Raw genomic sequence first — 17,532 nt, 5'->3', positions numbered from 1 at the left:
AAAAGGCATTGGGTTCCCTCACGGAACGACGGTATAAGACCATGAACTGTCCACCGTCGTGTTGGTGGAAACCGACGGGTTGGTGGCATAATGACTCGCTATGGCTCGGACGGTATGGTTTCCCACCGATGGATTAAACCCAAGCGTCACCTTCACTAAGTCATTCAAAAACGGTTCGACACGATAGCCTATACTGTCGTTCACGGTCAAAAGCGTGCCGTCCAACCAAACCTGGATCGTCGTATAATCCACCCCGCTTTCGTTGTCGCCGATAACGAAACTGAAGGCACCTAACTTTTTTGCTACGGTCGAACCGGGGGTGGGTGATTGGCTCCCTAACCAAGGCGGAGAGGCGTCTAGGTCCAGGGGGCCGGCCGGCCCCAGGTCAATTGAAAGAGAAAAAGTGGCGGTGGATTTGAAACAGCTTTTGTGAAGCGCTTCCACCTGAACGATATGGGTGGCGTTGTCGGCCAGTATGGGAGGCATTCGCAGATATGGGGCCGGAGCGGAGACTCGAATGAATCCTGGGCTGTTGTTAATTGGGTTGTGTGCATCGAAAGGGGATCCGTCAATAATAAAAGTCGAATATTTCGGCTCGATTCCTCCTGTAAGGTTCGGCTGGGACGCCGAGATCATGGGCGAACGCGTATTGCAGACCGTTCCGTTTGGGGGAAGGGTGGTTAATGACGGAGGACCACTTAAACGGTTGACAAGGAATAAGCTTTGAGCAAAATATTGAGAGGTAATTCCGTTCAAAGTGCCGTCAATCAAAAGAGACGGTACACAATTCGGATCATTTTGAATGGTGTTGATCATGATCGGGGATAACGTGTTGAGCGTGAACGTATACTCCCCGGTGCCGCCCGGAAGAACCAATTGGTTTTCGATTGAGTTGTTTCCGGGGCACGACACGGTGCCGAATTTTCTCAGGTCGGCTTGGAATTTAATAAGGGCTCCAGCGGAGGTTATCCCATTGACAACGAGATCACCCCGCCCAAGGACCGGATCGATGTAATTGTCCCAGCGCAATTCCCGGCAATCAGCCATTCCGAGCGGCCCCTTAACCGTTTTAGTCCATGGGAGATCAAGATTGTTCCTTTGTGCCAAGGTTGTCCTTTGGTGCCAAAAAAAGTCGCCACTTGGGAAACGTGCCTTGATTTCAAAGCCATTTGATTTCGTTCCTGCATCTCCGGAATAACTTCCATCCGTAATCATGAAATCTCGTCGCCCAATGGGAGTCGGGGGGGTCGTAGGGAGAAAAGCCGGGCTCATATCGTTTGTCAGGGCGATGGTGATTTTCTTAAGCCCTGTGTAGGGAGTTTCTGAAACCCATTTCCCCGATGCAAGGTTGAATTCAGCGTCAAAATAATCGCCATCGGAGTTAAGATCCATATATTTCAAGTTGGGATCTGCAACATCCCTCTGGGGGTTCGAAAAGAGCGGGCCGAAAAAACTCAGGACGTCCTCTCGTCTATCTTGGTTCTCTCGCCTGATAGGGTAACGGACTGAAATCCAAATCCGTTTTGCCCCTGCCTTGGATGCTCGGCGCTCAAATTCCTCCAAAGACGGTCGCAACCTGGAAACCATCCAGGGGATGAAATAGGTTCCAGCAGACGTCGTCGCGTTGAAGGCGACCCCGCTCTTTTGCGTAGAATCCGCGGCGGTCACGAAATGAAAATTGGCTTTTTTTATTTCGTTTTCCATGTAATCCAGGGCTTCCGCCGTTTTTTCTCGCTTTTGGGTATCAACACTGGACCGGAGCGTCAAGCTCATCCCGGATGAAAACAAAACAAAGCACAGCCCCACCACGCACGTGAGGACGAGTAATTCAACCAGGCTTAAACCAGCGGTGGTTTTATTTCTTTGAAGGTTCATAGGTGCCACACCCTAATAATCTTTACCCCCGAAATCTCAGAGTGTCAAGGGGGGGGGTACGAAAAACGAGTTGTTTTTTAGAAGTGTTTTATTTTCCGAGGAAGGGTGAAAGGTTCTCAGGGGGGGCGGCTTGGAAGGTGAGGGGTTTGCCGGTGCGGGGGTGGCGGAACGCCAGTTGGTGGGCGTGGAGAAGGGGGTGGGGGCCGGGGATTCCTCCATACAACGTATCCCCTATCAGCGGGTGGCCCAGGGCCGCCAGCTGGACGCGGATTTGGTGGGTTCGGCCCGTGCGGGGGTGGACTTCGAGGAGTGTCGAGGGGGTCGGGTCCTTGGGGAAATTTTTGATGACGCTGTATTCCATTTCCGACGGGCGGCCGCTTTCGGTGGACATTTTTTGCGGGGCGTGGCGGGAGCGGCCCACCAGGGACCGGACCCGGCCGGGGGTGGTGAGAATCCCCTGGACCAAGGCCCAATAGGTTTTTTGCACGGTGCGTTCGGCGAATTGGCGGGAAATGTTTTCCGCGGCGGCCGGCGTTTTGGCGATGACCATGACGCCGGAGGTGCCCTTGTCCAAGCGGTGGACCACACCCGGCCGATCGGTGGCGGGGCGAAGGCCGCCCTGGGCCCAGCCGACGGCCAGTTTCGGCCACAGCCGTTGGATCAGCGTGTCCGTCCGGTGGGGGCCCGCGGGGTGGACCACCAGGCCGGCCGGTTTGTCCACCACGATCAGGTCGGCGTCTTCGTACAGGATCGGCACGCTCTCGGCGGCGGCCGCCGGAAGAGCGGAAAAGTCGGGGAGCCGGACGTGGATCCGTTCCCCCGGTTCCAACAGGCGTCGGGCGGGGGCCGGACGGTCGTTCACGGTCACGGCGCCTTCTTCGATCAACCGTTGGATTCTGGTGCGGGAAAGGGGTGCGAGGGTTTGGGTGAGGAATCGGTCCAGCCTTTCCGTCCGCCCCGCGAAGACGAAGGATCGTTCCTCGCTCACGGGTTCCCCCGGGGGCGGAGGTGGAAAAGTAGCGCGGTTCCCGCCGTCAGGAGACCCAGGGCCATGAGGCCGGTGGCCGAAAAGATCCAAAGCCCGGCGCCCCGGGCGTCCGCCCGGAAGGGTTCCACCAGGAGCCGTGCCGCCCCGGCCATCATCAAGTAAAGCCCGGCCAACCGGCCGCCCCGGTCCGACCAGGGCCTGCGGGAAAGGCCCCAGAGAACCGTGGCGATGCACAGGTTGAGGGCCGAATCGTAAAGTTGGGTGGGATGAAGATCCATCCCCGTGGGGGCCAAGCTTTCGGGGTGGCGGAAGGTCACGGCCCAGGGAAGATCGCAGGTCCGGCCGTAACAACATCCGGCGAAGAGGCACCCCACCCGGCCCACCGCCTGGCCCAGGGCGGCGGCGGGGGCGAAAAGGTCGGCCATGGGAAGAAAGGGGAGGTTCCGACGGCGGAGGAAGAGGGCCATGGCCAAAACACCCCCCACGAAACTCCCCTGCCACATGAGACCGCCCTGCCAAATTTTCACCGCGTCCAGCCACGCGCCGGAAAATTCGGAGAGATGAAAAAAAACGTAGAAGGTTCGGGCGCCCAGAAGGCCGCCCACGAGGATGGGGGCCAGGGCGTCGCCCACGATGTCCGGGGACACTTTTCTTCGGCGGGCCAGCGCGGTGGCCAGGGCATAGCCCGCCAGAAATCCCAGGGCCGCGAAGAGGCCGTAGGTGTGAAGGGCGAAGGGGCCCCAGCGGAAAAGGATCGGGTGCATGGGTTAGGATTTCTCGGCGAAAAAATTCTGAATCAGCAGAAAACTCACTCCCACCGTGATGGCGGAATCGGCCACGTTGAAGGCGGGCCAGTGCCATCCTTTCCAATAAACATCCAAAAAGTCGGTGACGGCTCCCCGACGAAGGCGGTCCCCCAAGTTTCCGAGGGCGCCTCCCCACACCAGGGCGAGCCCCAAGCGGGCCAAGATTCCCTGGGCGGCAAGTTCCCGGTGCATCTTAAGCAAAAGACCCAGGATCGCCAGGGTGAGACCCACGAAGACCCCATTGGATTGGGGGAAAAGGCCAAAGGCGGCCCCGGTGTTTTGCACATGGGTCAAGGCGAAAAAAGGCAGGAGCGTCACGGATTGTCCCAGGGGCAGGAGTTTCTCCACCAAAATCTTTGACGCCTGGTCCAGAAGAAGAATCCCCAGAAGGACGGCCCCCCATGGGCGGAAGGCCATCGGAAATGGATTTTTCATGGGACCGTGGGGCGCACCACGGAGTGGCGGGGGCGGCTCAAGGGCGCGGGGGAGCGGCGGCTTCGCCGTCGCGACAGCGGGCGCAAAGGCCGTCCGCCAGGTCGCGCCAAATCCAGCAACGGGGGCACTTGGCTCCGGGGGCGACGTCCACCCCCAGGACCTGCACGGGGTCGCCCGTGCCCGTGTGTTCCACGACCACCTGGGCGACGCCCAAGACGGATGCCAGCTCCTCCGCCGGGAGAGAGCTCAAAGGAACGTTCCCCTCGTGAATCCGGAGGCGGATCGAGGCGTCGTTGGGGGCTTTCACGGTTCCGGCCTGGCGGGCTTTCTCCACCGCTTCGTTCACCGCCCGTTTGGCGCGGAGGAAATCCCCCATGACGAAGAACTTGCCGGGCGGGAGCGGGAGTTCCGTGGGGAAGAGGTTCAGGAAAACGCTTTCGGGGTCGTCCCCTTTTGGCAAGAGCCCCTGTTCCCCCAGGGTCCGCCAGGTTTCCTCGGCGGTGAAGGAAAGGAGGGGCGCCAGGGCCCGGGCCAGGGTTCGGGCGATGTGCCAGAACGCCGTTTGGGCGCTTCTCCGTCGGGGAGCGTGGGGGGGATCGCAATAGAGGACGTCTTTGCGAACGTCCAGATAGTATTCGGACAGGGTGTTGATGCAGAACTGGTCCGCCAGGGCGGCCGTGACCAGATGGAATTCCTGGGCGTCGAAATGCCGGGTGACCTGTTCGATCAACTTGTTCAAGGCGGACAGCGCGGCCAGGTCCAACACCTCCATTTTCTCCGCCGGTAGGGCGTGTTGGGCGGGGACGAAGTCCCCCAAATTCCCCAGCAGGAAGCGCAAGGTGTTCCGGATCTTTCGATAGGTGTCGATGACGCGGTCCAAAATGTCCTGGGAGAGCCGCACGTCCTCCCGGTAATCCGTGACGGAAACCCAAAGGCGGACGATGTCGGCCCCGTATTTCTGCACGAGCTCCTGGGGCGCGATGACGTTGCCGAGGGATTTGGACATGGCTCGTCCCTGTCCGTCTAGGACGAACCCGTGGGTGAGCACCTGGGCGTAGGGCGGTTCGCCCGTGAGAGCCACGGCGGGAAGGAGGGAGGTTTGAAACCAGCCTCGGTGCTGGTCGGACCCTTCCAAATAGAGAATATCTTTCCGCTCCACGCCCTTGGTCTCGGGCCTTTGCCCCAGCACGGCCGCCCAGGAAACCCCGGAGTCGAACCAGACGTCCAAAATGTCCTCTTCTTTCTTGAACACCGTTTTCCCGCACTTGGCGCAAGGGGTCTGGACGCCGAAGAAAGACGGGTCTTTCTCATACCATACGCCGCTCCCGTGGGCGCGGAAGGCCTCGACCACGCGGGCGAAAACCCCTTTGTCTTTTAACGGTTCGCCGCAGGCGGCGCAAAGGAACATGGGGATCGGCGTGCCCCAAAACCGTTGCCGGGACAGGCACCAATCGGGCCGGGTCTTGAGCATGCCCAGGATTCGTTCTTGGCCGTAGGTGGGGATCCACTCCACGTGGTTCGTGCTTTGGATGAGGGCGGTGCGGAAAGGGTCGGTGACTTTCAAAAACCACTGCTGGGCCGCGCGGAACAGGATCGGGTTTTTGCACCGCCAGCAGTGCGGATAGCTGTGGGTGACCTTGGTTTCTTTAAGGAGGAGTTGCGCTTTCGCCAGATGTTCGACGATCCAGGGTGTCGCGTCCCAGACGGATTTCCCGGCCAGCTCGTTGGGGAGAACCTCCGGCGTGAATCGTCCCCGATCATCCACGGGGGAAAGCACGGCCAACCCGTAGGCTTTTCCCGCCAGGTAATCGTCTTCCCCGTGGCCGGGGGCGATGTGCACGATGCCGGTGCCTTCCGAGGAAGAAACGAACTCCGCCAGGAGGCCCTGGGATTCGTTGTTGTTGACCGGGTTCTTGGCGACCAGTCCTTCCAACGCCAATCCCTCCACGGCCACCGCGTCCGTTTTCCCCCCGCCGAACATTTCTTCCAGCACGTTCCAGCCCGGATCGCCGACCAGGTAACGCTCGTGGGTTTTTGGCGATTCCCAAATTCGGTAGCGGCCTTCGGGGTGGAAGGCCAGGGCCACGTTGGCCGGAAGGGTCCAGGGCGTGGTGGTCCAGATCAGGACGTGAACTTTTTTTCCGTGGGTCCGCGCCAATTTTTGGGCGTCTTCGTTGGAGGGCCACTCGACGACGGGGAATTTCACGAAAACGGAGGTGGACGTCTTGTCCTCATATTCCACCTCGGCCTCGGCCAGGGCGGTCTCGCAGTGGGGGCACCAGTAAACGGGTTTTTTGTCTTGGACCACGTACCCCTTGTCCAGGAGATCGTAAAAGGTGCGCGCGATGCCCGCCTCGTATTCCGGCGTGAGGGTTTTGTAGGGATGCTCCCAGTCGCCCAGGATGCCCAAGCGTTTGAACTCCCGTCGTTGGATATCGATCCAATGTTCGGCATACCGGGCGGCTTCCTGGCGGAAGGGAAGGCGCCCGACTTTTCGTTTGTCCCACCCTTTCTCTTTCATGAGCTGGTGCTCGATGGGGAGCCCGTGGCAGTCCCACCCCGGGATGTAGGGGGAGCGGAACCCCCGGAGGGATTTATATTTGACGATGATGTCTTTTAAAACCTTGTTCAAGGCGTGCCCCATATGGATGGCGCCGTTGGCGTAGGGGGGGCCGTCGTGCAAAACGGAGAGGGGGGCGGCGGCGTTTTTTTCCTGGATCTTCTGATAGAGGCGCTGTTTCTCCCAGCGGGCCAAGGTCTCCGGTTCCCGCAGGGGGAGATCGGCTTTCATGGGGAAATTCGTTTTGGGAAGCTGAACGTTGAATTTGGGTTTCATAGGGGACGATTCTAGCGAATCCGGTCCGCGGTGGGAAACGCGGGCCGAAAAATTCCGGAACCTAGGGGACTCGCGCTCCTTTGAGTTTGGAATGGAGTTTCGCGGGCGCGAAGACGCCGCGGTCAGTGATGATCGCGGTGATCAGGCGGGCGGGGGTGACGTCGAAGGCCGGGTGCCGGGCCCGGGCGTCGGCGGGGGCCAGGCGGAGGCCGCGCACGGTCAACACCTCTTCGGCGGACCGTTCTTCAATGGGGATCCCGGCGCCCGTGGACGTGGCGAGGTCCACCGTGGAAAGGGGCGCGGCCACATAGAAAGGCACCCGGTGGTAATGGGCCAAAACCGCCAGGGAATAGGTGCCGATCTTGTTGGCCGTGTCGCCGTTGGCGGCGATGCGGTCGGCGCCGACGATGACGGCGTCGACCTTCTCGGTTTTAAGGATATGGCCGGCCATGTTGTCGGTGAGGATTTCGTAGGGGATGCCTTCCTGCTCCAGTTCCCAGGCGGTCAGCCGCGCCCCTTGCAGGTAGGGGCGTGTTTCGTCGACATAAACGCTTTTGATTTTTCCTCGGGCCTGGGCCGATCGGATGACGCCCACCGCCGTCCCATACCCCGCGGTGGCCAGGGCGCCGGCGTTGCAATGGGTCAGGACCACGGCGTTCCGGGGCAGGAGTTTCGCCCCCGCGTCGCCGATGGTGCGGCAGGAGGCGATGTCTTCGGCGTGGATGGCGAGGGCTTCCCGTTCCAGGAGGTGAGCGAGGTCCGCGGCGGGAGGGGATTTCTTCCAGAGGCGGGCCATTCGTTCCAGGGCCCAAAAGAGGTTGACGGCGGTGGGGCGGGTGGCGCCCAAATGCTTTTTCGCTTCCTCCAGGTGGGCAATGAATGCGGCGGGATTTTTGAACGCCCGTTCTCGGGCGGCGAGCGCCAGGCCGAAGGCCGCGGCGCACCCGATGGCGGGCGCGCCCCGGATGGACATGTCCCGGATGGCTCGGGCCACCTGTCCGTGGGTTCGGCATTGAAAATACCGGACATGACGGGGGAGCTCCCGCTGTTCAAGAACGGCGAGGCGCCCGTTTCGCCACCGATAGGCCTGAACGGGAGATTTCCCCTGGCGGCCCCGTTTTAGACCGGGCCGCCGGATCGTGGAAGGCATGGAGATCGTCTGGCGGGGACGCCGGACGGTCGTCAGGGGATCGTTTCCATGACGTCTTCCAACTCTTCCTCGGTACGGCCGGAGATTTCCACGGTCTTCTCCTTGCCCTTCTGGCCCCGGACGATTTTGACGCCCCGGTTTTTGACCTCGAAGAACTCGGCCAGGAAGTTGGTCAGTTCCGCATTGGCTTTGCCGTCAATGGCCGGCGCCGCCACCTTGACCCGCACGGTGGAGCCGATCCGTCCCACCACTTCGCTCCGGACGGCGTTCGGAATTACTCGGACACGGATGATCATGGTCTGGTCTCCTTGAAGGGGCGCTAGCGCCCCAAATTTTCGTTCGGTCTTTCCCCGTTCTGGGCCTTAAAACTTGGCGGACAGGGCCTTGGACCGTTGGCGGGCCGCGGTCAAGGCTTTCCGAAAGGTCCCGCCCAGGCCGCCCCGGATCAAAACCCGGAGCGCGGCTTCCGTCGTTCCGCCGGGACTCGTCACCCGCCGGCGCAATTCGGCCGCGGGGTCCTGGGTTTCGGCCAGCATACGGCCGGCGCCGTAGACGGTTTGCCGCGCCAGGGCCTCGGCCAGCGCAGGGGCCAGCCCCAGGGCCGTCCCGGCCGCCGCGAGGCATTCCGCCAGATAAAACACGTAGGCGGGTCCGGACCCCGAGAGCGCCGTCACGGCGTCCATCTGGGGTTCCGATACCTTCCAAACCAGCCCGAGGGCCGACAAAATTTTCCTCGCCGTCGCTTCGTGGCGCCGCCCGGCGTGGCGGCCGGAGGCATAGACCAGGGCTCCGGCCCGGAGAAGCGCGGGCGTGTTGGGCATCACCCGAATGACCGGAACCTTTCCCAGCGCTTTCTCGATCCGCTCGGTCCGGACCCCCGCGGCGATGGAAATCACCAGCGCCCGCGATTGAACGACGCCGGCCAATTCGGCCAAAAGGCCCGGCATTTGCTGGGGCTTGACGCAAAGAACGATGACGTCCGCATCCCTTACGGCCGCCCGGTTGTCGGCGCCCGTGCGCACGCCAAATTTTTTCAGAGCCGTCTGCCGCCCCGCATCCAGATCGGTCACGTTCATCCGTGGGGCCTTGAGGATACCCGCCGACAGGAGCCCCCGCACCAGGGCGCTCCCCATGTTCCCGGCCCCCAAAACCGCCAACCGGAGGTTCATCCCCGGCTCCCGAAAAGGGCCGATCCCACGCGGATCATGTTACTCCCTTCCTCTACCGCCACTTCGAAATCCTGGGACATGCCCATGGACAAGATCGGCTGGGGGACCAGAAACGCCGATTTGTTCCGCTCAAAAAGCGTTCGGAGGGTGGCGAAACTGGGCCTGGCTTTCTCGACCTCTTCAAAAAATGGGGCCACTCCCATCAGTCCTTCAATGCGAAGAAAAGGAAACCGCAGGGCCCGGTCCAGGAACGCCGGCAGGGTATCCGGCAGAATTCCCTGTTTGGCGGTCTCTTTCGAAATTTTGATTTCCACCAGACAGCTGACCGGTTGGGCCCGCCGCTCCCCCTCCCGGTCCAAAATCTCGGCTAGTTTGAGGCTGTCCAAGGACTGAATGCAGTCGAACAGTTCCACCGCCCGCTTCGCCTTGTTGGACTGCAAATGCCCCACGAGATGCCAGCGGGGCGTCGGCCCGGAGGCGAATCGTCCCTCGAGGGAGGCGCGTTTCTTGTCGGTTTCCTGGACCCGGCTTTCGCCGAATTGGGTGAGACCCAGGGTCCAGGCTTCCAGGACCCGCTCGGGATCGACGGTTTTCGTAATCGCCACCATTTCGACGTCTTCCGGCGCGCGGTTCGCGCGTTTCGCCGCGCGGGCCAGGCGTTCCTTTACGGTTTCCAGGGCGGAGGCGACGGCGATGGAGGCGACGGAGCTTGGCATTAGGATGGACGTTCATTCTAGCAAAATTACCCCCAACCCGCAATGGCGCCCGCGCTTGCCAGCGCGGTGGAGAATATGGTCTACTTACGTTTTCATTACCAGCGAGACACGCACACAAGGAGACCTTCATGAAATCCATCAAAGAAATCACTTTAACCGCTCTTTCCCTGGCGCTCATGGGCCTTGCCCTGACGGGCTGTCCCAAAAAGGGCCCCGCCCCGGAAGCCGCCGCTCCTGAAGAAAAGACCGAAGTCGCTCCCGTGGACGAGGCCATGCCCGCGACCCCTTCCGTGGACGTAGGAACGGATTGGTCCACGGCCCCCGGAGTTCTGGACACGATTAACTTCGATTACATGAAAGCGGACCTGACCCCGGAGGCCCGGGCGAGCTTGAAGAAAAATGCGGCTGTCCTCAAAACGATCCGCAAAACCGCGTCCGGAGTGAAGATCCGCGTGGAAGGCCACTGCGACGATCGGGGAACCTTGGAATACAATATGGCGTTGGGCCAACGCCGCGCCAACGCGGTGCGCGACTATTACGCGACCTTGGGGGTCGCCAAAGCGGCCCTTTCGACCATTTCCTATGGCGAAGAGCGGCCGGTGTGCACGGAGGCTTCCGATGATTGCTGGGCCCGGAACCGCCGGGGCGAGACGACCTTGAAGGCCGCCACCGCTGTTCAGGTTCCTCTTTCAAAATAAACCCACGGACCACCCTCCTTCCCGCCAACCGATCGGCGGGGGGGAGAATGGGTCCGCCATTTTTTTCTTCCTATGAAAACCTTCGATTTCCAACTTTGCCTCCTGGTGGCCGGCCTGGTTTTGCCGGGTTGCTTGGCCACCACCCAAGAGATAGAGGATTTACGGGGGGACATCGTCCGACTGCAATCGACCCTCTCCTCGCAACAAAAAACCCAGGCCGAGTTCCAGGGGGCGCTCCGGGAAAACCAGGAATCCCTGCAAGGAAACCAGGCCGATCTCTCGGCCAAGATGGAGGAACTGACGCGAAAGCTCGAAGCCCTTTCTTCCCAACTGGTTGAAACCGACGACCACATGACCACCCTCGCCACCCGCATCGACGACCTGGACAAAAACACCTCGAACCGGCTCGACGCCGTGGTTAAAACGGTCCAGGGGGTTAAATCCATCCCGGCGCCTTCCCCTTCCCGGTTTTACCAAGCGGGAGCCAACGAGTTCTCCAAGCGCCGATACGCCCAGGCGATCCAAGTTTTTCAGACCTACCTGGACCAATACCCCGACACCGAGAAGGCGCCGGCGGCCCAGTATTACATCGGCGAAAGCCATTACGCCCAAAAAGAATGGGACGAAGCCCTGTCGGCCTTTGAGGACGTCATCGCCAAATACCCCAAATCCGGGCAGGTCCCCGCGGCCCTGTGGCAGAAGGGAAGGACCCTGGAACAGTTGGGAAAAACCTCGGAGGCCGTGGCCGCCTACGAAAGTTTGGCGCGAAAGTTTCCCCATCGCAAAGAGGCTTTGAGCGCTCAGGAGAGGCTGAAATCCCTCCGGGGGCCCGCCGCGGGCGCCCCGAAACCGGCCCCCGCTGGAAAAACGAAGCCGAAACCCGCGCCCGTCCCTCCAAAAGTTGTTCCGGCGCAGTAGGCCGCGCTCCGCATGAGACTCTTTCGCTCCCTCCTCCTTTTTTTGATCGCCGCCCCCCTGGCGGCGGATTCTCTCTATTTGGAGCTTTCGGCGACGGGTGAGAAAACCGACCTGGGTCTGGCCGCCGTGCTCGCCGACCGAAGCGTTCCCGAGAGCGACGGTCTGGCGGGGGAAATTTTTAAGACGCTGAAAAGCGACCTTCAATTCGCCGGGTCTTTCACCTTGATCGAAGGCGGGCCCGCGGAGCGAACCCTGCAGTCGGCGTCGGCCTGGTCGCGGCTTGGAGCCGACGTGGTGGCCGCTGGCTCCGTCGAGAAAGGTCTTTTCGGCCGGGTTCAGTTCTCGGCCGAACTGCGGGACACCAACACCGGCCGCACCGTGCTGTCGAAGAAGTTCCTTTTGGACGAGGGGGCTCGCCGGGCCGCCCACCGTTGGGCGGACGAGATCGTCCGCCACTTCACCGGCCAATCCGGCATCGCCGCCAGCCGCATCGTCTTTGTCAACGACGCCACGGGGAAAAAAGAGGTGTGCGTGGTGGACGCCGATGGGACGAACTTCCGGCGCTTGACCGATGATAAATCCATCGCTCTTTTCCCCAAGCTCTCGCCGGACGGCGGTTTCATTATTTTTACGACGTTCCGGGAAGGACGGCCCGCCATTTACCGGATGCGCTCGGATGGTCGGGAAAAAGTGGTCCTCTGTCGGGGCGAGGGTTTAAATTCCGCCGCGGCGTGGATGCCGGACGGAAAATCCATTGTGGCCACCTTGTCCCAGGACCGCGTGCCGAACCTGTATCAGGTGGATCTGGATGGGAGGATCCTGCAGGAGCTGACCAACTCCGCCGCCGCCGACACCGCTCCCACGGTTTCGCCGGACGGTCTCCGGATCGCCTTCACCTCCGACCGGCCCGGCCCGCCCCAGATTTACGCCATGGACGCCACGGGGGCCAACATCCGGCGCCTGACCACCGGACCCCAGGCGGACTCCCCGCACTGGTCACCCTTGGGGCACCTTCTGGTGTTCACTCAGTTGGAAAAGAAATTCTTCGACCTCTGGACCCTGGAGGTCGCCACGGGCAAACTCTCCCGCCTTACCTATGGCGAAGGGGAAAACGAGAACCCGTGTTGGTCGCCCGACGGTCGGCATATCGTTTTCACCAGCACCCGCGGGGGCCGCCCGGAACTGTGGGTGATGGGGGCGGACGGTTCCAACCCCCGTCTCCTTGGCCAAATCCCGGGCCGCAGTTTCACCCCGCACTGGGGACAATAAATGAAGGATCGAACATGAACCCCAAAGACTTTCTTTCCATGGCGGATCTCTCCGCCCGCGAGATCGAGGACATTCTTGGTACCGCCCGGCGGTTGAAGGCCCGCCGGTCTCCTTCCCGCGCCCTGGCGGGTAAAAGCCTCGGCATGATCTTCCAGAAACCCTCCACCCGGACGGCCGTTTCCTTCGCCGTGGCGATGTACGAAATGGGCGGTTTGGCCTTGACCTTGAACGAACAACAACTCCAACTCCGACGGGGCGAGACCCTGGCGGACACGGCCCGCACCCTTTCCCGCTATCTGGCCGGCATCATGATCCGCGCCCACCGGCACGAAGACGTGGAGATCTTGGCGCGCACCGCCGACGTCCCCGTCATCAATGGTTTGACGGACAAAGAGCATCCCTGCCAGGTGCTGGCGGACCTGCTCACCATCATGGAATCCTTCAAGCTCAAAAACGCGGCGGGCCTTAAGAAACTGCGAATCGCCTACGTGGGGGACGGAAACAATATGGTCCACTCCTGGATGCTCGCGGCCGGCTTGCTGGGTTTGCGGTTCACGGTCGCCTGCCCCTCCGGCTATGAGCCCGGAAAAGATTTCCAGATTCAAGCCGCGGCGCTTTGCCGAAAATCCCGCGGGCAGGTGGAGGTCCTGCGGGATCCCCGGGAAGCGGTGCGGGGGGCCCATGTGATCTACACCGATGTCTGGACGTCCATGGGCCAGGAGGAGGAGGCCGAGAAACGCCGGGAAATCTTCCGGCCCTACCAGGTCAACGAAGCCCTGCTGGACCTGGCCCATTCCAAAGCCGTGGTCCTTCACTGTCTCCCGGCCCATCGGGAAGAGGAGATCACGGCGTCGGTGCTGGAAGGTCCGCGCTCGGTGGTTTTTCAGCAGGCGGAAAATCGACTCCATGTGCAGAAGGCCGTGCTCGCCAAATTTCTCGGGGGACGCGCTCGCCGGTGATCCGTTCTCTCGGGCGGGAGAAGCCGGTCGTGCCGACATCGGCCTTCGTTCACCCAGCGGCCGAGGTCATCGGCCGGGTTCGTTTGGGGAAACATGTTTCGCTTTGGCCCGGGGCCGTGCTCCGGGGAGATATCGAAGCCATCGTCGTCGGGGACGGGTCCAACGTGCAGGACAACGCCGTCTGTCACACCGATCGGGGTCTGCCGACCGTGGTGGGGCGGAATGTCACCGTGGGTCACGGCGCGATCCTTCACTCCTGCCGCGTGGAAGACGGCGCCCTGATCGGGATGGGCGCCATCCTGCTGGGCGGCTGTGTGGTCGGAGCCGGCGCCTTGGTGGGCGCGGGGGCGCTGGTCCCTCCCGGCGCGCGGATCCCGCCCGGGCGGTTGGTGTTAGGTTCTCCGGCCCGCTCCGTTCGGTCCCTTTCGAAAAAAGAGATCGCCGACCTTCTGGAGAACGCCCGCCATTATCTCTCCTTGGCCCGCCGCCACCGGGCTTCCCTATCGGCGAAAAAGGGTTGAAGGCGCCCCCTTTGGGATTGGGCTCCGGAGTTGACCCCAAAAGGGTTGCCCACCGACCTCCGCTTTTTCGCTACAATACACGCGCCATGACCCGCCGCCCTTTTCAAAGGCAACCCCCGCGCGTTCTCGCGGCCGGAGCCCGCGTGTTTCTCTGCGTTCCGCCCGCTGTGGGCGCCGGGGGCTGTTGACCTCGATGGCCGGCGCCCGCGAACTCTTCTTCGAATCCGTCAAGGCGCTGGAGCGCCAGACCGCCGGCATCCACGTCATTTCCCGTTTCGCCGGCGCCCCGGGTCCGAAGGAAAAAGTCATTCCTGAACTATTGGCCAAAGTCATGGAGTGGGTCGGCGCGGACGCGGGGGCCATCGCGCTCGCCGACGAGACCCAAGGCGTTTTCGATTTCGCCACCGTCCATTGGGCCAGCCTTCCCGCGGTGGACGCCCCGGTCCGGGAGAAAGCGCTCAAGCTCTTCCGCGTCCGGTTAAACGAAGGCATCCTGGGGCAGGTTTACCAAAGCCGAGAACCCGTGATCCTGCCCGACGTTTCCAAAAGCCAGTCCTTTCGGAAGGACATGTCCGACGCGGTCCAATACGACATTCGAAACGTTCTGGCCGTTTCGATTCAAACGGAAGACGTCCGTCTGGGCGTTTTGGAACTGTTCAACAAAACCCCCAAAGGCACTTTTTCCGCCCGGGACATGGAACTGGCGGTGATTCTGGCGTATCAGATCGCTCTCGTGCTGGATGTTTTCCGCCTTCGGGACGCGGCGGCGAACGCCGCCGGGAAAGCCGCCCCGCCTCCGCCTCCTCCGCCTTCGCTTCCCCCTTCCGGCATCGCTCCGGAAGAACTGCTGGAGGCCCGCCGGACCGCCCGGGACGCCGTGGCTCAGTTGCAGGAAACCCGACGATTTTTAGAAACGGCCATCCAGGCGCGGGAACAAATCCTCCGTCAAAACCAGACGCTGACCGAAGAGCTTCAGCGCGCGAAATCCTTGGCCGAGGGGGCGACCCCCGCCCACCAAATGACCCGCCTCCTTCGGTCCGTGGAGCCCATCGCTTTCAGTTTGTCCGTCGAAATGGTCACGAAGAACTTCGCGGAGTTGGCCCTGCGTTTGGTGAACGCCCAGGCCATTCAGGTGTTCCTCTGGGACGAGCGGGGGGAACGTTTTACGTTGGGCCATTCCACGGCGTCTTCCGGACTGGCGAAAGGGATCCCGTTGTCGTTTAAGAAGGGCGAGGGTCTGGCGGGGTTCGCCGCGGACCGCATGGAACTGGTGCACGTCGAGGACGTCACGCGGGAGGACCGTTTTTCCAAATCCATCGACGAGGTTCCGGGGATTTTAACCCGAACGGTGTTGGCGGGGCCCCTGGTCGCGAACGGTCGGTTGGTGGGCGTGATCGAGGCGATCAATCGGAAGGACGGCCAACCCTTGACGGGGGAAGACGGTGTGGGACTGGCGGGCCTGGCCTTGCTGGGGGCGGCGGCGCTGGAGAAGGCGCTCATCCACCGGGATCTGGCCGCCGCCTCCCTCTCGGCTCTGGGCGCGGTGGCCGATTTGATTGAAACCCGCGGGGGTCCCGCCGAGGGGCGGGCCGACCGGGTGCGGCGATGGGTTCTTTTATTGGGCGAGGCCTTGGGGGTGAACCCCAAAGATCTTCGCGACGTCGAATGGGCCGCCCTCCTTTACAATGTGGGGAAGGTCACCTTGCCCGTGGAGCTGTTGGCCAAGCATGGAGAACTTTTGCCCAAGGACCGTGAACTCTTGATGGGGGTTCCCCGGGTCAGTTCCGACATTTTGAGGCCGGTGGCCTCCCTGACCGGAACGGCGCGGGTTGTGCGACACGTCAACGAACGCTGGGACGGACAGGGAGTCCCGGACCGACTGGCCGGCGAGGACATTCCCATGGGCGCCCGATTGATCGCCGTGGTGGACGCCTACGACGGACTCACCTCCGGCTTGCACGGGCGGCGGGCCCTTCCGGCCGAGGTGGCCCTAAAAGAGATCGAGAGTTGCTCCGGCAAGCCTTTCGATCCGGCCTGCGTGGAAACCCTCCTCCGGTTGGGTCGGGCGGGGAAACTCCAGGCCGCCCCGCGATCGTGAAGGCGGTGGTTGTGCTGATGACGACCCCAACGGCGCGGGAAGCGCGCCGACTGGCCGACGTCCTGGTGACCGAAGGGTTGGCCGCCTGCGTCCACATCCAAGGCCTGGGCCGGTCCGTTTACCGCTGGAAAGGCCGGATCGAGCGGGCTGCGGAACATTCCCTTCTCGCCAAAACCACCCGCGCCGGACTTCCCGCTCTTGTCCGGCGGGTCCAATCGCTTCACTCCTATAGCGTCCCAGAAATCGTCGCCCTTCCCATCCAGGGCGGAAACCCCGCCTATCTCGCGTGGCTGGCCGAATCCGTCGCTTGACGTTTTTCCCTTCTGTCGAAGCTTTTTTCCTCTTCAAACGGCGGACGCGATGACGACGAAAAAACCGGATCGCCGGCCTCCCTTCATTTTGGCTTCCGGATCTCCCCGGCGGCGGAAGTTATTGCGGGGAGTCGTCTCCTCGTTTCAGGTGGTGGAAAGCGGGGTTCCGGAACCCCCGCCCCGAAAAGGGACGGATGTGCGGGTCTATGTTCAGCGGCTCGCTCGATGGAAGGCGTTGGCGGTGGCCCGGCGAATTCGGTTCGGGTTGGTGCTGGGAGCGGATACGGTGGTGGTTCGGCGGGGAGAAATTTTTGGGAAGCCCCAGGGGAGGGCGGAGGCTCGCCGGATGTTGTCGGATTTGAGCGGGAAGTGGCACGAGGTCTACACGGGACTGGCCTTGGCGGCGCGGCCGGGAACGCGGGTCTGGACGGCGGTGGCCCGGACCCGCGTTCGGATGCAGGAATTCTCCGCGGCGGAGCTGGGCCGACTGGCCACCCGCCACCACGACAAAGCGGGCGCCTATGCGGCCCAGGCTCGGGGAAATCCATTCGTCCAGCGGTATCAGGGGGACTTTGACAACATCGTGGGTTTGCCCCGACGGACGTTACGCGTATTGTTAGGTCGGGCCCGTCGAGCGGGTTTTTCCTTGGGGGCGGGGAGTTCAGGTTAAAGGCGGTTTAGCTGAGGGCTGAAAAAGTGGGCGTGGCCCCATGGATGGGGGGCTCTTGGGTCAAGGTGAATGAAAATCGCCCGATGAATCGGGCAACTACTTTAGCGGGCGGG

Annotated in this window: 17 protein-coding genes; 8 read left to right on the top strand and 9 right to left on the bottom strand. The window is 62.1% G+C overall.

The genetic code is table 11. From position 1 onward, the window contains the following. Nucleotides 1-18: 18 nt before the first annotated feature. The 9 genes from IPP35_05880 to IPP35_05840 form a co-directional block, all read right to left on the bottom strand. Nucleotides 19-1,875, bottom strand: coding sequence for a hypothetical protein (locus IPP35_05880; protein MBL0058627.1), 1,857 nt, complete (start codon nucleotides 1,873-1,875; stop codon nucleotides 19-21). A gap of 88 nt (nucleotides 1,876-1,963) precedes the next feature. Then, the gene (locus tag IPP35_05875) at nucleotides 1,964-2,863 is read right to left on the bottom strand and encodes an RluA family pseudouridine synthase (GenBank protein MBL0058626.1); all 900 of its coding nucleotides are present in this window, start codon (nucleotides 2,861-2,863) and stop codon (nucleotides 1,964-1,966) included. Then, nucleotides 2,860-3,627, bottom strand: a complete 768-nt coding sequence (lgt, locus tag IPP35_05870; GenBank protein ID MBL0058625.1) for a prolipoprotein diacylglyceryl transferase — start codon at nucleotides 3,625-3,627, stop codon at nucleotides 2,860-2,862. The genes IPP35_05875 and lgt overlap by 4 nt, the downstream gene beginning before the upstream one ends. 3 nt (nucleotides 3,628-3,630) lie before the next feature. Further along, entirely contained in the window at nucleotides 3,631-4,086 is a 456-nt protein-coding gene (gene lspA, locus IPP35_05865; protein MBL0058624.1) for a signal peptidase II, read from the bottom strand. A gap of 55 nt (nucleotides 4,087-4,141) precedes the next feature. Beyond that, nucleotides 4,142-6,940, bottom strand: a complete 2,799-nt coding sequence (ileS, locus tag IPP35_05860; GenBank protein MBL0058623.1) for an isoleucine--tRNA ligase — start codon at nucleotides 6,938-6,940, stop codon at nucleotides 4,142-4,144. 61 nt (nucleotides 6,941-7,001) lie between these two features. Beyond that, on the bottom strand, nucleotides 7,002-8,090 hold the full coding sequence (mtnA, locus tag IPP35_05855; GenBank protein ID MBL0058622.1) for an S-methyl-5-thioribose-1-phosphate isomerase: 1,089 nt from the start codon (nucleotides 8,088-8,090) through the stop codon (nucleotides 7,002-7,004). A gap of 32 nt (nucleotides 8,091-8,122) precedes the next feature. Further along, the gene (locus tag IPP35_05850) at nucleotides 8,123-8,386 is read right to left on the bottom strand and encodes a YggU family protein (GenBank protein ID MBL0058621.1); all 264 of its coding nucleotides are present in this window, start codon (nucleotides 8,384-8,386) and stop codon (nucleotides 8,123-8,125) included. A 66-nt stretch (nucleotides 8,387-8,452) separates the two neighbouring features. Continuing rightward, nucleotides 8,453-9,259, bottom strand: coding sequence for a pyrroline-5-carboxylate reductase (locus IPP35_05845; protein MBL0058620.1), 807 nt, complete (start codon nucleotides 9,257-9,259; stop codon nucleotides 8,453-8,455). After that, the gene (locus IPP35_05840; GenBank protein ID MBL0058619.1) at nucleotides 9,256-9,975 is read right to left on the bottom strand and encodes a YggS family pyridoxal phosphate-dependent enzyme; all 720 of its coding nucleotides are present in this window, start codon (nucleotides 9,973-9,975) and stop codon (nucleotides 9,256-9,258) included. The genes IPP35_05845 and IPP35_05840 overlap by 4 nt, the downstream gene beginning before the upstream one ends. 128 nt (nucleotides 9,976-10,103) lie before the next feature. Between IPP35_05840 and IPP35_05835 the strand changes: the two genes are divergently transcribed. The 8 genes from IPP35_05835 (at nucleotide 10,104) to maf (ending at nucleotide 17,419) form a co-directional block, all read left to right on the top strand. Further along, on the top strand, nucleotides 10,104-10,673 hold the full coding sequence (locus IPP35_05835; GenBank protein ID MBL0058618.1) for an OmpA family protein: 570 nt from the start codon (nucleotides 10,104-10,106) through the stop codon (nucleotides 10,671-10,673). A 72-nt stretch (nucleotides 10,674-10,745) separates the two neighbouring features. Then, nucleotides 10,746-11,591: a tol-pal system protein YbgF gene (gene ybgF / locus IPP35_05830; GenBank protein MBL0058617.1), complete on the top strand. Its 846-nt coding sequence runs from the start codon at nucleotides 10,746-10,748 to the stop codon at nucleotides 11,589-11,591. Nucleotides 11,592-11,603: 12 nt separating this feature from the next. After that, the gene (locus IPP35_05825; protein ID MBL0058616.1) at nucleotides 11,604-12,860 is read left to right on the top strand and encodes a PD40 domain-containing protein; all 1,257 of its coding nucleotides are present in this window, start codon (nucleotides 11,604-11,606) and stop codon (nucleotides 12,858-12,860) included. Nucleotides 12,861-12,874: 14 nt separating this feature from the next. Continuing rightward, nucleotides 12,875-13,819 carry an ornithine carbamoyltransferase gene (gene argF / locus IPP35_05820; GenBank protein ID MBL0058615.1) on the top strand — a complete coding sequence of 315 codons (945 nt, stop codon included), beginning with the start codon at nucleotides 12,875-12,877 and terminating at the stop codon, nucleotides 13,817-13,819. Further along, nucleotides 13,816-14,340, top strand: coding sequence for a gamma carbonic anhydrase family protein (locus tag IPP35_05815; protein ID MBL0058614.1), 525 nt, complete (start codon nucleotides 13,816-13,818; stop codon nucleotides 14,338-14,340). Before argF ends, IPP35_05815 begins: the two co-directional genes overlap by 4 nt. A gap of 193 nt (nucleotides 14,341-14,533) precedes the next feature. Beyond that, nucleotides 14,534-16,438, top strand: a complete 1,905-nt coding sequence (locus IPP35_05810) for a GAF domain-containing protein (protein MBL0058613.1) — start codon at nucleotides 14,534-14,536, stop codon at nucleotides 16,436-16,438. Nucleotides 16,439-16,455: 17 nt separating this feature from the next. Then, complete coding sequence (locus IPP35_05805; GenBank protein ID MBL0058612.1) at nucleotides 16,456-16,749, top strand: divalent-cation tolerance protein CutA; 294 nt, start codon at nucleotides 16,456-16,458, stop codon at nucleotides 16,747-16,749. 49 nt (nucleotides 16,750-16,798) lie between these two features. Beyond that, nucleotides 16,799-17,419 carry a septum formation protein Maf gene (gene maf, locus IPP35_05800; protein ID MBL0058611.1) on the top strand — a complete coding sequence of 207 codons (621 nt, stop codon included), beginning with the start codon at nucleotides 16,799-16,801 and terminating at the stop codon, nucleotides 17,417-17,419. Nucleotides 17,420-17,532 lie beyond the last annotated feature (113 nt).

This window comes from Elusimicrobiota bacterium, from assembly GCA_016721625.1.
Classification (GTDB): domain Bacteria; phylum Elusimicrobiota; class Elusimicrobia; order FEN-1173; family FEN-1173; genus JADKHR01.
The sequence above is the reverse complement of the archived record's forward strand: the minus strand, read 5'-3'. Positions and strand labels throughout refer to the sequence as shown.